Consider the following 14096-nt stretch of genomic DNA (forward strand, 5'->3'; position numbering starts at 1 on the left):
TGGCCCCTCATGCCGGGCCGCCGCCGGTGACCGCCGCCAGCGCCGGCCAGACCGCCGGATCCTCACCGCCGAGCTGCCAGATCGCGACCCCGCGCAGCCCCGCGTCGCGCGCCAGGGTCTGCGCGGCGCGGAGTGAGCGCGCGTCCTCGTACCAGACGGTGTGCTGCTCGCCGTCCCGCACGTAGTCGAAGGTCCACGACGCCGACGCCTCGTCCCACACCGGTTCGGCACCGACCTCGTCGGCCAGCGCCACGGCATCGGCCGCGTTGACGACCTCGCCGCGAGTGCCCACCCAGTCGTAGCCGTAGGTGGGCAGCCCGAGCATCAGCTTGTCGGCGGGCACTCGCTCGAGGGCGTAGTCGATGACCGACGACACCCAGTCCAGCGGAGCGACCGGCCCGGCCTCGCCACCGCTCCACGAATGGTCGTAGGTCATCACCCGCACCTGGTCGGCGACCTCCCCCAGCAGCCGGTAGCTGTAGGCGAGCGTCCCCGGGTTCTCGTCGCCCGTCCGCGCCGGCACGGCCACGGTCAGGGCGAGGCCGTGCTCGTCCAGGTCCGCACCGAGCGCGGTGAGGAAGTCGATGAACTGCGGCCCGGCCGTGGGCGGCAGCGCCTCGTAGTCGATGTCGATGCCGTCCCACCCGTTGCCCAGCGCGAGGTCGACGAGCGCCTCCCGGTGGGCTTCGGCCCGGTCCGGGTCGGCGAGCAGATCGGCGATCATCTGCCCCTGCCACGTCCCGTCGGCGTAGTTCTGGACGGTGGGCAGCAACCGCGCGCCGGCGTCGTCCAGCCGGTCGAGCACCGCCGAGGTCGGGGGCGTCACCACGAGCTCGCCGTCGAGGCCGACCGTCGCCCAGGTCGGGCTCACCTCGGTGACCCCGCCGTCGGCGAGCGCCGGGCGCAGCGACTCCGCGCTGCGCTCGTCCCAGACGGGCAGCCACGCGGCCGCGACCAGAGTCCGGTCGCGGTCGGCGATCCGCGCGGGCAGCGTCAGGGCGGCGGTCACGGCGAGGACGACGACGACGGCAATACCCGCTGCGTACAGCCACAGGCGCCGGCTCACGCGGGCACCGTCACCGGCTGCTCGGCGTCCTCGTCCATGTGCGCCGTGCGGGCCAGCTTGTTCCAGCCCAGCCGGATGCCCCGGATGGCCGTGCCGATCGTCGCGTACAGCAGGTAGGCGCGCAGCGGCTCGTAGATGAAGCGGTACAGGGGAACCATCAGCAGGTGGGCCGGCCTCTCCTTGAGCAGGCAGACCGCCACCGCGGCGACCGCCCCGTAGATGACGGCGAACAACAGGAAGTAGCCGAGGACGGGCAACGGCCCGTCCGAGGCGAGCATCTGGAGCACCACCACGACGACGAGCGGGGTGAACACCAGGGGCAGCAGGATCTGCAGCGCCGCCATGGGCATGATCAGCATCCCCAGCCAGCCGAAGCGCGGGCGGAACAGCATGTCGCGGTGCCGCCAGACCGCCTGGACCGTGCCGAACATCCACCGCACGCGCTGCTTGAGCAGGGCGTCCACCGTCTCCGGCGCCTCGGTGAACGCGACGGCCTCGTCCGCCTGCTCCACCCGCCAACCCCGCTGGTGCAGCAGCAGCGTGAGGTCGCAGTCCTCGGCGAGCGTGGCGTTGCTGTACCCGCCGGCCTCGAGCACGGCGTCCCGGCGCCAGGCGGCGCAGGCGCCCGGCACGATCATCACGGCGTTCAGCAGCGCCGACGCCGAGCGGTCCACGCCGATCTGGGTGATGTACTCCAGCGCCTGCCACCGTGTGACGACGTTGCGCGCGTAGTTGCCCACCTTGATCACGCCCGCCACGGCGCCCACGTCCGGCCGCGTGAAGCCGGCGACGAGGTGCCCGACGGTGGTCGGGGCGAAGAGGGTGTCGGCGTCCAGGGTGACGACGACGGGATGGGCCGCAGCCCGGAAACCCCGGTTGAGCGCCGCCCACTTCCCCGAGTTGGGCTGCTGCAGCAGGCGGACCCGCGGGTCCAGCGCAGCGACGTCGCGCACCATGGCCGCCGTCCCGTCGGTGCTGCCGTCGTCCACGACGACGACCTCGTCGACCGGGTACTCGGACGCCAGGACGTACTGCAGCGTCCGCGTGATCACCATTTCCTCGTTGTAGGCGGCGATCAGCACCGACACCCCGGTCGCACCGGCGACGTTCGTCAGGGTCCGCCTGCGTCGCGCCCGGATCAGCGCGAGGACGGTGTTGAACACCCCCAGTCCGAGCATCGTGACCAGCGCGAGCACGAAGAGCACCGTCAGCACCGAGTCGGGCAGCACGAACAGCACGTAGGCCAGAGCCACGGCCACGCTGTCCCAGCCGGACTCCTCCGCGGTGCCGGTGGCCGCCTCGACGTCCGGCATCACCTGAGGCATGGACTGGAAGGTGTAGCCCGCCGCCTTCGCCTCGACGATCAGCTTCTCGACGTACTCGAGGGTGAGCGTCCGCTCCGCGCCGCCGTCGTGCAGCAGCACCGTGAGGTTGTCCTGCCCGCCCAGCGGTGGCATCGGGACCTCGTCGACGTCCGTGCCGACGGGGAACGACCAGTCCTGCGGGTCGAAGTCGTGCGACGCGACGACGTAGCCCAGCTGCTGCGCGCGCAGGATGCCTTCGAGGTCCTTGCGGATCGACTCGTCGTCGGCGCCCTCGTACGGCAACCGGAAGTAAGAGGCGTACTCCCCCGTCTGCGCCCGCAGGACCCGATCGGTCAGGGCCAGCTCCGCCCGCTGCCGGAAGGACGGCGTCACGTTCATGTCGACGTGGGTCAGCGTGTGGTTCGCGACGGCGAATCCCTCGCGGGCCATGCGCTGCACGATCTCCGGGTGGCGGGCCACCTCGTCGCCGATGACGAAGAAGGTCGCGGGCACGCCGTACTCGCTGAGCAGGTCCAGCAGCCGCGGGGTGAAGACCGGGTGCGGACCGTCGTCGAAGGTGAGCGAGATCGTCTTCTCCGCCGTCTCGCTGTACCCGTAGCGCTGGACGGCGTAGTCGGCGTCCCCGACCCGGGTGGTGTCCTCCGCGGACAGCTCGTCGACCACCTGGCCGTGGAAGGGCTCCTGGGCGTAGGCACGTCCGCCCGACTCCAGCACCCGGACGACCCGCACCAGCGGACCCTCGCCGATGACGGGAGGATCGCCGATCTCAGCGGTCGTCGGTCCCGCCGGCACCTCGGCACCGGCCAGCGCCGGGGAGGCGGTGAGCCTGGGCACGGCCACTGCGACGCAGGCGACGAGTGCGGCGAGGAGGAGCAGCCCGACGAGGCGGATGCGCCGCCACCGGAGCCCGGTCGGGCTGAGGAACACGGGCAGGTCACCGATGTCCCGAGCCCGGGCGGCCGAGCTCCCGCCCCGCTGGGTTCGTCTGATCACGTTCTCCTTCGAAGGGGCCGGGTGTGCCCGGACACGACGGCGCGCTGTCGACATGTCGACGCGTCGGCACATCCAGCCTTCGAAGCCGACCCCGTTCCCGGTTCAGCACGGGGTGAGGCGCCGACCTGCGGCTCGTACATCCGCGAGCCCGATGGTTCAACGCTTGACGACCTAACGCAACGCGAGGGCGAAACCCTCGGGCAACGACCAGCGTGTGGTCACGCAACGTCACTGATCACGGGGTGTCACGTGCTGACCCCCGGATACGGGGAATCGCTGTGCAGCACTACTCAACCCGGCTCTGGCCAGGGCCCCGCCGAGGCCTGCGAAGGCTTCACACGATCGTCATCGAGATGACTCTCGGTAAGTCCCGTTGTGCCCCGCCGGACCAACGGAGAGTGAACAGCGCCCCGAGGGCCAGCCCCTCAGCCCCGGTCGTGCCAGCGGAACGTGCGCACGCAGAGGACCAGCCCGACGACGCACCAGGCGGCCAGGACCAGCGCGACGCGGCCCAGCTCCCAGGAGCCGGCCGGCTCGTCCGCGGCCAGCGCGTCGGGGAGGAACACCGAGCGCAACCCCTGCGCCATCCACTTCAGCGGGAACAGCGAGGCGATCGTCTGCATCCACGACGGGATCTCGCTGAACTGGAAGAAGACCCCCGAGATGAACTGCAACAGCAGCGCGAACGGCGTCACCGTGGCCGAGGCCGAACGGCCGTTCTTCGCCAGGCTGGAGACGGCGATGCCCAGCAGCGTGCACGCGGCCGCACCGAGGCCCGCCACCCAGGCGAAGGTCAGCCAGTCGGTGCCCGACGGCAGGTCGATGTCGTAGAACACCACCCCGACCAGCAGCAGGACGACGATGCTGGCCACCGAGACGGCGAGCACCTGCACGACCTTGCCGACGAAGTAGGCGCTGCGCGGCATGGGCGTCCCGGCCAGGTGCTTCAGCGTTCCGTCGGAGCGCTCGGTGGCGATGCTGATCGCCATGTTCTGGAGGCTGGCGCCGAGGATGCCGGCCGCGATGATCCCGGCCATGAAGTACTGGGTGAAGGTGACCCCCGAGCCCAGGTCGAAGTCGAGCACCGCGCCGAAGACCACCAGCAGCAGCACCGGCAGCAGCAGGGTGAACACCACCGATTCGCGCTGCCGGAAGAACTCCTTGAGCTCCACGGCGCTGCGCGAGCGGTAGACCGACGCGAGCGGCGGGAGGACCGTCCGGTCCGCGGGGGCAGCCGTCGTCATCGGGACTCACCGATCATCCGCAGGTACACGTCCTCGAGGGTGGGCCGCGCCACGGTGAGGTCCGGGACCTCGCCCGGGAAGCGGGCCGCGAGCTGGGCGACGAAGGCCGTGGGGGTCGCCGTCGCCTCGGTCCGCCGGACGCCGCCCTCGGTCCAGCTGACCGTCGCCGGCGCCGTCTCCCGTCCGCCGAGGGCACCGGGGACGGCGACCTCGACCAGCCGGCCGCGGGCGATGACGCCGACGCGGTCGGCCAGCGCCTCGGCCTCGTCCAGGTAGTGGGTGGTGAGCAGCATCGTGGTGCCCAGGTCGCGCAGCGAGCGGATCAGGGACCAGAACTGGCGCCGGGCCTCGGGGTCGAAGCCCGTGGTCGGCTCGTCGAGGAAGAGCAGGGTCGGCCGGCCCACGATGCCCAGCGCCACGTCGAGCCGGCGGCGCTGCCCGCCGGAGAGGGTGCGGCCGCGCACGCCCGCCTTCTCGGTCAGGCCGACCAGCTCGATCACCTCGTCGACGTCGCGGGGGTCCGCGTAGTAGGAGGCCTGGGCGGCGACCAGCTCGCGCACGGTCAGCTGGCTGTCCCCCGAACCCGACTGCAGGACGATGCCCAGCCGGGCCTTCCACCGGCGGGTGGCCGCCGCGGGGTCCTCGCCCAGCACCCGGACGTCGCCGCCGTCCCGGGAGCGGTAGCCCTCGCAGATCTCGACCGTCGTCGTCTTGCCGGCACCGTTGGGGCCGAGCAGCGCGAAGATCTCCCCCCGGCGGATGTCCAGGTCCAGCCCGTCCACGGCGGTGAAGTCGCCGTACCGCTTCACCAGGCCGCGGATCGAGATCGCCATCTCCGGCGCAGGCTCGCTCCCCGGTCCCGCCGCGAGCGTGCGACCGGTGGGGAGGAGGGAGTCCTTCTTCTGCACGGGGGATCAGTGTCCTCCATGCACCTGTGGCCCCCTCCCGGGCCCCGGGTCCCGCTCCGCGGCGGCCGCCAGGTCCTCGGGTCCGAAGGCGTCGGGCAGCACCTCGCGCAACGGGACGACGCCCCGGGACGCGGTCTCGAGGAGGAGCTCCGGGCCGCCGAACTCCCACAGCAGCTGCCGGCACCGGCCGCACGGCATGAGCGGTCGCCCGTCGCCCCCCACGCAGGCGACCGCGACGAGACGGCCGCCGCCGGTGCGGGCCAGCTCGCTCACCATCCCGCACTCCGCGCACAGGCTGAGCCCGTAGGAGGCGTTCTCGACATTGCAGCCGGTGACCAGGCGCCCGTCGTCCACCAGCCCGGCGGCGCCGACCGGGAAGTTCGAGTAGGGCGCGTAGGCCTGCGTCATGGCCGCACGGGCAGCGGCGCGGATCGCCTCCCAGTCCACGACGGCATCACGGGACATCCGGCACCTCGATCCCGCCGGCGGCGATCTGCTGGCGGTAGTGGTCGAGGACCGTCCGGATGTCGTCGAGAGCACCGCCGGAGTGCGACAGCTCGACGCCCCCGGTGGAGAGGTCCTGCACCATGTCGGTCCCCGGCTGCAGACTCCCGTCCGCGAAGGCGGTGACGTAGGCCTCCACCGCGACGTCGGCACGGGTGAGCACCGACGTCATGAGCACGGCCTGCTGCTCCGGTGACCCGTCGAGGTACTGGTCGGAATGCGCGCCGATGGCCCGCTGCCCGGCGCCGACGGCGGCCCGGACGACACCCTCGCCGGAACCCTCGCCCGCGGAGAACACGATGTCCGCCCCGGCCCGGTACATCTCCTGTGCGGCCGCCTCCGACTCGGCCGGGCCGGAGGTGCCCGAGGGCAGGTGGTGCGTGTCGACGACGACGCCGGGGTCCACCGCCGTGGCGCCCGCGACGAAGGCTGCTCCGAGCCCGCCGGCCGGCCGGTCGCCGATGAAGCCGACGTGGCCGTTCACGCTCTTGGCGCCCGCTGCGACGCCGGCGAGGAACCCGCCCTCCTCCTCGGCGAACACGAGCCCGGTGAGGTTGCCGGCACCGAGCCCCGTGACCGGGACGTCGAGGATCGCGAACTCCGTCTCCGGGTGGTCGGCGGCCACCTCGGCGACCCCCCGGCGGTCGTCGAAACCGACGGCGATCACGGGGTTGAAGCCGGCGGCGGCGAGCCTGGTGAGCATCGCCTCGCCGTCGGCGTCCCCCTCCGGGGAGAGCACCTCCACGTCTCCCCCCAGGTCGGCCGCGGCCGACCGTGCGCCGTCCACCGCCCCCTCCCTGAACGCCTCGTCGCCCCGCCCGCCGGTGTCGTAGGCGACGCCGATCCTCAGGTCCACCGGCGGCGCGTCCGGCCCGCCGGCCGAGCCGGCGCAGGCCGACAGGCCCAGGCAGCCGGCCACCAGCACAGCGGCGACCGTTGTCGTCGACCGCGCTCGGGGCACGTGCTCTCCTCTCCGGGACACGGGGTCCGGTGGTGTGCGGGGGTCGTCGTCCACGCGTCGTCCACCGGGCGCTGGACGCGCCGGGCCGACGCACGACGACCGACGCTAACCGGGCTCCGAGCCCCCTCCGGCGGCCGCGACGGGGATTGGGACCCGATCGTTGCGGAACGCCCGCAGGTGCCCGGCCGGGCACCTGCGACCGCCGGGACGCGCGCCCCCTACGGTCGGCGCATGGGGCTACGGGACGGCGTGCGGGCGGCGCTGGCCGTGCTGCTCTGCACCGGGGCGGTCCTCCTCGGCTCGACACCAGCAGCCGGGGAGGCGCCCCGGCCGACGGCGGATCCGTCCGCGCCCACCCCGACCGCGCCCCGCACCGCGCGGCCCCCGCAGGGCAGCGCCCCCGACGGGCGCACCGTGGGCGGTGAGGACCTGGACACGCGCGGGGTGGTCGTGGCCGACGGCGCCCCTCCCCTGCCCGGCATGATCGCCGCCTCGGGGTGGCTGGTGGCCGACGCCGGTAGCGGCGCGGTGCTCGCCGCCCGCGACCCGCACGGCCGCTACTACCCGGCGAGCACGCTGAAGACGCTGACACTGCTCACCCTCGCGCACCGGCTGGACCCTGCTCAGGTGGTGGCGGGGACACCCGAGGACGAGCAGATGGAGGGCAGCCGGGTCGGGCTGGTCACCGGTGGCCAGTACACCGTGGGCTTCCTGTTCCAGGGGCTGATCCTGCAGTCGGGCAACGACGCGGCCAACGCGCTGGCCCGCGCCGCAGGTGGCACGGCGGCCACCCTCGAGGCGATGACCGCCACCGCCGAGTCCCTCGGCGCCTACGACACCGTGGCCGGCTCGCCCTCGGGTCTCGACGTCGCCGGGCAGTCCTCCTCCCCCTACGACCTGGCGCTGATCTTCCGGGAACTCGTCGAGGACCCGCTGACCGCCGCGGTGCTCACCACGCCGACGGCCCAGGTGCCGGAGGTACCCGGCTTCGCGCCGGGCTTCCAGATCCAGAACCAGAACCCGCTGGCCGGCTACCCCGGCACGCTCGGCGGCAAGACCGGCTTCACCGACGCCGCCCGCCACGCCTTCGTGACCGCCGCCGAGCGCGACGGTCGCCGGCTGGTCGTGAGCGTGCTCGACACCGAGAACGAGCCGCTGCGCGCCGGGGAGCAGGCCGCTCTGCTCCTGGACTGGGGCTTCACCGTGCCGCCCGCGACCGAGGGCGTGGGCCGGCTCGTCCGACCTGCGGACCTGGTCTCCCCGCCCGCCCCCGCTCCCCCGCCCGACCGCGAGCCGTCGGAGCGACGGGCACCCGAGGCCGTCGGGAACTCCGGCCCCGCTCCGGCGCTCGTCGGCGTGGGAGTGGCGGTGGTCGCGGCGGTCGTCGTCACCGTGGTCGGCCGGCGGCGCGCGTAGCGACCTGCCCGCCGCCCTGTGTCAGCGGGGCGGTCCGGTGAGGGGGTACTCGCGGGCGATGGCCCACGCGCCGTTCGGCGTCTGCTCGAACTCGGTGAAGCGGTCGACCTGGAACTCCGCCGAGAGGTCGGCCAGGCCGGTGTAGGCCAGCTCGAGCATGTCGGTGGCGACGTCATGGGCGACGGTCACGTGCGGGTGGTACGGGTAGGCCAGCGGGCGGTCCAGTGGACCGGTGCGCACGTCGCCGGCGATCAGCTCGCAGTCGCCGATGCCGCGGGCCACCGCCACGAACACCACGTCGGAGACCGGGCGGAACGTACCGGTCCCCGCCAGGTGCATCGGGAACGGCGGGTGCGCCCGAGCCACCCCGGCCAGGTGCTCGGCGACGGCCGGACGGTCGGCCGCCGCGATCTCCGTGGGCGGCAGGAGCGTCACGTGCGGGGGCACCAGCGTGGCCTGGGGGTCGCCCACCTTGGACCGCCAGTCGACCAGCAGCTGGGCCCACGGCTCCGGCACCGGGACGACGACGCCGATGACCGCCGCCCCACCCGCGGACTCCGAGCTCATGTGGGCGCCCCCGGCGCCAGGAAACCGACGCGCTCGTACACCTCGGCGACGGTCGCCCGGGCGATCTCCCGGGCGCGCTCGGCGCCGGCGGCCAGGATGCGCTCCAGCTCGGCCGGGTCGTCGAGCAACTCGGTGGTGCGGGCCCGCACCGGCGTCACGAAGTCGGTGACGACCTCGGCGAGCTCCTTCTTGAGGTCGCCGTAGCCACGGCCGGCGAAGTGCTCCTCGAGCTCGGGGAGACTGCGCCCGGACAGGGCACTGTGGATGGTGAGCAGGTTCGTCACCCCCGGCTTGTTCTGCGGGTCGGCGACGATCTCCCGGCCGGTGTCGGTGACCGCGGACCGGATCTTCTTCGCGCTCACGCCCGGGTCGTCGAGCAGGAAGACGCAGCCCGCCGGCGGGAGGCTCTTGCTCATCTTCTTGTCCGGCGACTGCAGGTCCATCACGCGGGCGCCGCCCGAGGGGATGAAGCCCTCGGGCACGGGGAAGGTCTCCCCGAAGCGCCCGTTGAAGCGCCCGGCGAGGTCGCGGGTCAGCTCCAGGTGCTGGCGCTGGTCGTCGCCCACCGGCACCTGGTCGGCGCGGTAGATGAGGATGTCGGCGGCCATCAGCACCGGGTAGGTGAACAGGCCCACGCTCGTGCCGGCCGTGCCCTCGCGCTGGCTCTTGTCCTTGAACTGCGTCATGCGGCCGGCCTCGCCGAATCCGGTCAGGCACTCCAGCACCCAGGACAGCTGCAGGTGCTCGGGCACGTGGCTCTGCACGAACACGGCACTGCGCTCGGGATCGACGCCCAGGGCGAGCAGCTGCGCGGCCGAGGTCAGGGTGCTGCGGCGGAGCTCCTCGGGGTCCTGCGCGACGGTGATCGCGTGCAGGTCGACGACGCAGTAGAAGGCCTCGGTCGTCTCCTGGAGGGCCACCCACTGACGCAGCGCACCCAGGTAGTTGCCGAGGTGGAACGAGCCCGCCGTCGGCTGGATGCCGGAGAGCACACGGGGAAGAGGCACGCCGCCATCAAACCAGCCGTCAGGGGCCGCCGTTCCGGCCTCCCCCGTTCCGGCCTGGGTTCAGGCGGGCCGGGCGGCCGCCCGCACCTGGTCGAGGGCGGCGAGGAAGACGTCGTCCTCCTCGGGCGCCCCGACGGTGACCCGGACGCCCTCGCCGGCGAACGGGCGGGTGATGACGGCGCGGGCCTCCAGCGCCCCGGCCAGCCCGGCGGCCTCGTCGCCCACCGGCAGCCACACGAAGTTGGCCTGGCTGTCGGCGACGTCCAGACCCCGCTCGCGCAGCGCCGCGGTGAGCCGCTCGCGCTCCGCGACGACAGCGGTACACCGGTCGCGCACCTCGTCCTCGCTGGCGAGTGCGGCGACCGCGGCGGCCTGGGCGAGCATGGAGACGCTGAACGGGACGTGGGTCTTGCGGACCGCCTCGGCGACGGCCGGGTCCTCGGCGATCAGGTAGCCGACGCGCAGGCCGGCGAGGCCCCACGCCTTGCTGAACGTGCGGAGGACGGCGACGTTCGGCCGGCCGCGCATGAGCTCGAGCCCATCGGGGACGTCGGGGTCGGTGACGAACTCGCGGTACGCCTCGTCGAGGACGACCAGCGTCGTCCCCGGCACCGCGTCCAGGAACTTCTCCAGCCCCGCCCGCCGGACCGCCGTCCCGGTGGGGTTGTTCGGGTTGCAGACGAACACCAGGCGGGTGGTGTCGTCGATCGCGGCCAGGAGCCCGTCGAGGTCGTGGGTGTCGGCCGGGCCGCCCTCGCGGCCGGCGACCAGGGGTACCTGGATCGCGCGGGCGCCGGCGACCCGGGCGAGCAACGGGTACATCTCGAACGAGCGCCAGGCGAAGGCGATGCTCGTCCCCGGCTCGGTGTAGGCCTGAGCCAGTTCCTGGCACAGCGTCACCGCACCGCAGCCGGTGGCGATCTGCCCGGGGTCGACGCCGTAGCGCTCGGCCAGGGCAGCGGTGAGGACGACCGCACCGTTGTCGGGGTACCGGTTCGTGTCCGCCGCAGCCGCGGCCACCGCCTGGACGACCGCGGGCAGCGGCGGGAAGGCCACCTCGTTGCTGGCCAGCTTGATCGCGCGGTCCACGCCGATCTCGCGCGCCAGGTCGGCCGGATTGCGTCCGGGCCGGTACGCCGGGAGCGCCTGCACAGCGGGGCGTGGGCTCACCACGGGGTTCGACCTCCTCGGCCACCCTTAGGGTGGCGGCATGCGCGTCCTGGTCGCCGGCGGAGCCGGCTACATCGGCAGCGTAGTGACGGCTGCCCTGGTGGCCGACGGGCACGAGGTCACGGTCCTCGACGACCTGTCCACCGGGCACGCCGACGCCGTGGTCGAGGGCGCGCGGCTCGCGCAGGTCTCGCTGCACGACTCGGCGCCGGTCCTGGCCGACGTCCGGCCCGACGCGGTGCTGCACTTCGCGGCCCGTTCACTGGTCGCCGTCTCGCAGCAGCAGCCCGAGGACTACTGGTCGACCAACGTCGCCGGATCGCTGGCACTGCTCGAGGCGATGCGCGCGGTCGACTGCCGCAGGATCGTCTTCTCCTCGACCGCGGCCACCTACGGCGAGCCGGACCAGGTGCCCATCCGCGAGGACGCGCCGACCCGCCCCACGAACACCTACGGCGCCTCCAAGCTCGCCGTCGACCACATGCTCACGTCCTACGCGGTCGCGCACGGGTTCGCCGCGGTGAGCCTGCGCTACTTCAACGTGGCCGGCGCCGCCTTCGGCCTCGGCGAACGGCACGCCACCGAGACACACCTCATCCCGCTGGCCCTCCAGGTGGCCGCCGGGCAGCGCGAGTCGCTGACCGTCTTCGGTCGCGACTACCCGACGCCGGACGGCACCTGCATCCGCGACTACGTGCACGTCGGCGACCTGTCCGACGCCCACCTGCTCGCGCTGTCCGCGCCGTCGGCCGGGGAGCACCGGATCTACAACCTGGGCAACGGCACCGGCTTCTCCGTGCAGGAGGTCGTCGACGCCGCACGCGAGGTGACCGGGCACGAGATCCCGACCGTCGACGGCCCGCGGCGGCCCGGCGACCCGGCCCAGCTGGTCGCCTCGAGCGACCTCATCCGCGCCGACCTGGGCTGGACGCCGCGGCACACGGACCTGGTCGGCATCGTCCGCGACGCCTGGGACGTGGCGCGCTAGTCGTCCGACGCCTCGTCCTCGCTGCCCTCGGGCGCCGGCGGGGGCGGGTCCACCCGCAGCCGGGCGATCCGCCGTCCGTCGAGCTCGACGACGGTGACCGCGCGGCCCTCCACCTCGATCGTGTCGTCCACCTCGGGCAGCCGGCCGAGCCCGGCCAGCACGTACCCCGCGGCCGTCTCGTACGGGCCTTCCGGCAGCCTCAGCCCGGTGGCCTCGGCGAAGTCGTCCAGGTTGAGCAGGCCGTCGACCTCGCGCGGGGCATCCGGTGCCACCCCGGCCTCGGGCTCGACCTCGGCGTCGTACTCGTCGTAGATCTCCCCGATGACCTCCTCGATGAGGTCCTCGAGGGTGACGATGCCGTCGGTGCCGCCGTACTCGTCGACGACGATCGCGAGGTGGTGGTTCTCCCGCCGCATCTCGCTGAGCGCGGTGAGCACTCCCGCCGTCCCGGGCAGCCGCTTCACCCCGCGCGCCAGGTCGCCCACGGTCGCGGCCCGGCCGGCCGGGTGGTTGGGGAGGAACAGGTCGCGCACGTGGACGAAGCCGACGACGTCGTCCTGGTCGCGGCCGGCGACCGGGAACCTCGACCAGTTGGACTCCGCGACCTGCTTGGCCGCCCGGCTCGCGGTCATGGACGCGTCGAGGAAGCCGACCTCGGTGCGCGGCGTCATCACCTCGCGGACCTCCCGCTCGCCGGCGCGGAACACCTCGTCGATCAGCCTGCGCTCGTCGCTGCTGAGGGACTCGTGGGCGGCGACGAGGTCCCGCAACTCCTCCTGGCTGATCGCCTCACCGCTGGCCTTGGGATCACCGCCGAGCAGCCGGACGAGCCCGTTCGTCGACTTCGAGAGCAGCCAGATGATCGGACGGGACAGCTTCGCGATGGCGTTCAGCGGGGCAGCGACCATGAGCGCGAAACCCTCGGCCCGCTGCAGGGCGAGCCGCTTGGGCGTGAGTTCGCCGACGACGAGCGACAGGTAGCTGATCGCGACGGTGACGAGGACCAGCGCGACGGTGGACGCCAGTCCCGAGGACAGTCCCCGGTCGGCGAGCCAGTCGGCGAAGGGCGCGGAGAGCTTGGTGGCACCGAACGCGGCCGAGAAGAAGCCGGCGAACGTGACGCCCACCTGAACCGCGGCGAGGAACTGGTTGGGGTCGCTGAGCAGCCGCTGCACCGACTTCCCACGCCGTCCGGCCTCGGCCATCCCGCGGACCTGGGACTCGCGCAGCGAGACGAGCGCGATCTCGGCTCCCGCGAAGACGCCCCCGATCATCACGAAGACGACGACCATGACGATGCTGAGCCAGACGTCGCTCACCGGCGGCGTACTCCTCGGTAGTGGATCGGGGTGGGGCGCGGGCAGGTGCCATGGTGCCTGCTACCGCGACACCTGCGATCACGGCGGTACCGCTGGGGCTGCTGGGGCTCCGGGCGTGACGTGCGTCTCGTGAACTGTCGGTGCTCTTGCCCTTACGTTTAGTCTCGGCTTGATAACGAATCGTGATCATCCCGGGGAGTCCCGTGCACCACCGTCCCGCCGGCCCGCCCCTGTCCGCTCGGATCGCGGGTGCCGCCACCCGGTCCCGCCTCCGCACGTCGGCCGCCCTCAGCCGTGGCCGAGGTCGCCTGGGGCTCGCCGTCGTCCTCATGGCCCTGATGACCGGCTTCGTGCTCGCCGCCCCGGTCGTGCCGGGCGCCGACGCGCCCTCGGGCGCCGCGCTGGACGCGTCGGCCCAGCGCAGCGACGCCCCGGTCGTGATGGGGGTCGATGGCCTGGGCTCCTCGGCGTTCGCCAGCGCCTCGGCGCGGCTGACGATCGGCCCCGAGGGCGTCCGGGTGGAGGCCTCGGGTCGCAGCGCCGCGGAGCGGAGCCGTGCTGCCGACGTCGCCGCGGCCGCGCCGCCGCCCGCGCCGGTGACCACGCCGGCCGAGACGCCCGCACCGGC

13 protein-coding genes are annotated in these 14096 nt (G+C 73.4%); 3 read left to right on the top strand and 10 right to left on the bottom strand.

All coding sequences use genetic code 11. From position 1 onward, the window contains the following. Positions 1-7: 7 nt before the first annotated feature. The 6 genes from BN344_RS19065 to BN344_RS10555 form a co-directional block, all read right to left on the bottom strand. Entirely contained in the window at positions 8-1066 is a 1059-nt protein-coding gene (locus BN344_RS19065; protein WP_051515790.1) for a glycosyl hydrolase family 18 protein, read from the bottom strand. Next, a complete protein-coding gene (locus tag BN344_RS10535) occupies positions 1063-3384 on the bottom strand; it encodes a bifunctional polysaccharide deacetylase/glycosyltransferase family 2 protein (protein WP_051515791.1) in 2322 nt (773 codons plus the stop codon). The genes BN344_RS19065 and BN344_RS10535 overlap by 4 nt, the downstream gene beginning before the upstream one ends. 425 nt (positions 3385-3809) lie before the next feature. Then, positions 3810-4628: an ABC transporter permease gene (locus tag BN344_RS10540; RefSeq protein WP_040338470.1), complete on the bottom strand. Its 819-nt coding sequence runs from the start codon at positions 4626-4628 to the stop codon at positions 3810-3812. Continuing rightward, positions 4625-5536, bottom strand: coding sequence for an ABC transporter ATP-binding protein (locus BN344_RS10545; protein WP_231486719.1), 912 nt, complete (start codon positions 5534-5536; stop codon positions 4625-4627). The genes BN344_RS10540 and BN344_RS10545 overlap by 4 nt, the downstream gene beginning before the upstream one ends. 6 nt (positions 5537-5542) lie before the next feature. Further along, complete coding sequence (locus BN344_RS10550; protein ID WP_051515792.1) at positions 5543-6001, bottom strand: cytidine deaminase; 459 nt, start codon at positions 5999-6001, stop codon at positions 5543-5545. Next, positions 5991-7001, bottom strand: a complete 1011-nt coding sequence (locus tag BN344_RS10555) for a BMP family lipoprotein (RefSeq protein WP_040338471.1) — start codon at positions 6999-7001, stop codon at positions 5991-5993. The genes BN344_RS10550 and BN344_RS10555 overlap by 11 nt, the downstream gene beginning before the upstream one ends. 231 nt (positions 7002-7232) lie before the next feature. On the opposite strand from BN344_RS10555, the gene BN344_RS10560 reads away from it, so the two are divergent. Continuing rightward, on the top strand, positions 7233-8417 hold the full coding sequence (locus BN344_RS10560; protein WP_040338472.1) for a D-alanyl-D-alanine carboxypeptidase family protein: 1185 nt from the start codon (positions 7233-7235) through the stop codon (positions 8415-8417). A 21-nt stretch (positions 8418-8438) separates the two neighbouring features. Here the strand turns inward: BN344_RS10560 and BN344_RS10565 are convergent, their stop codons facing one another. From BN344_RS10565 to hisC, 3 genes are read right to left on the bottom strand one after another with little or no spacing between them, the layout of a single operon-like run. Continuing rightward, positions 8439-8984 (bottom strand): 2'-5' RNA ligase family protein, encoded by a 546-nt coding sequence (locus tag BN344_RS10565; RefSeq protein WP_040338473.1) that lies wholly within the window; start codon positions 8982-8984, stop codon positions 8439-8441. Further along, entirely contained in the window at positions 8981-9991 is a 1011-nt protein-coding gene (trpS, locus tag BN344_RS10570; RefSeq protein ID WP_040338474.1) for a tryptophan--tRNA ligase, read from the bottom strand. Before trpS ends, BN344_RS10565 begins: the two co-directional genes overlap by 4 nt. A gap of 60 nt (positions 9992-10051) precedes the next feature. Beyond that, entirely contained in the window at positions 10052-11164 is a 1113-nt protein-coding gene (hisC, locus tag BN344_RS10575) for a histidinol-phosphate transaminase (RefSeq protein ID WP_040338475.1), read from the bottom strand. A gap of 37 nt (positions 11165-11201) precedes the next feature. Here hisC and galE point away from each other — a divergent pair, with 37 nt between their 5' ends. Next, positions 11202-12149, top strand: coding sequence for a UDP-glucose 4-epimerase GalE (gene galE / locus BN344_RS10580; protein ID WP_040338476.1), 948 nt, complete (start codon positions 11202-11204; stop codon positions 12147-12149). On the opposite strand, the gene BN344_RS10585 is transcribed toward galE, so the two are convergent. Further along, the gene (locus tag BN344_RS10585) at positions 12146-13468 is read right to left on the bottom strand and encodes a hemolysin family protein (RefSeq protein WP_040338477.1); all 1323 of its coding nucleotides are present in this window, start codon (positions 13466-13468) and stop codon (positions 12146-12148) included. The two genes, galE and BN344_RS10585, sit on opposite strands and share 4 nt — an antisense overlap. Positions 13469-13671: 203 nt before the next feature. On the opposite strand from BN344_RS10585, the gene BN344_RS20265 reads away from it, so the two are divergent. After that, on the top strand, positions 13672-14096 hold a 425-nt coding region (locus BN344_RS20265), incomplete at its 3' end, for a hypothetical protein (protein ID WP_197022302.1).

It is taken from the genome of Candidatus Blastococcus massiliensis AP3 (genome assembly GCF_000582785.1).
Lineage (GTDB): Bacteria > Actinomycetota > Actinomycetes > Mycobacteriales > Geodermatophilaceae > Blastococcus > Blastococcus massiliensis.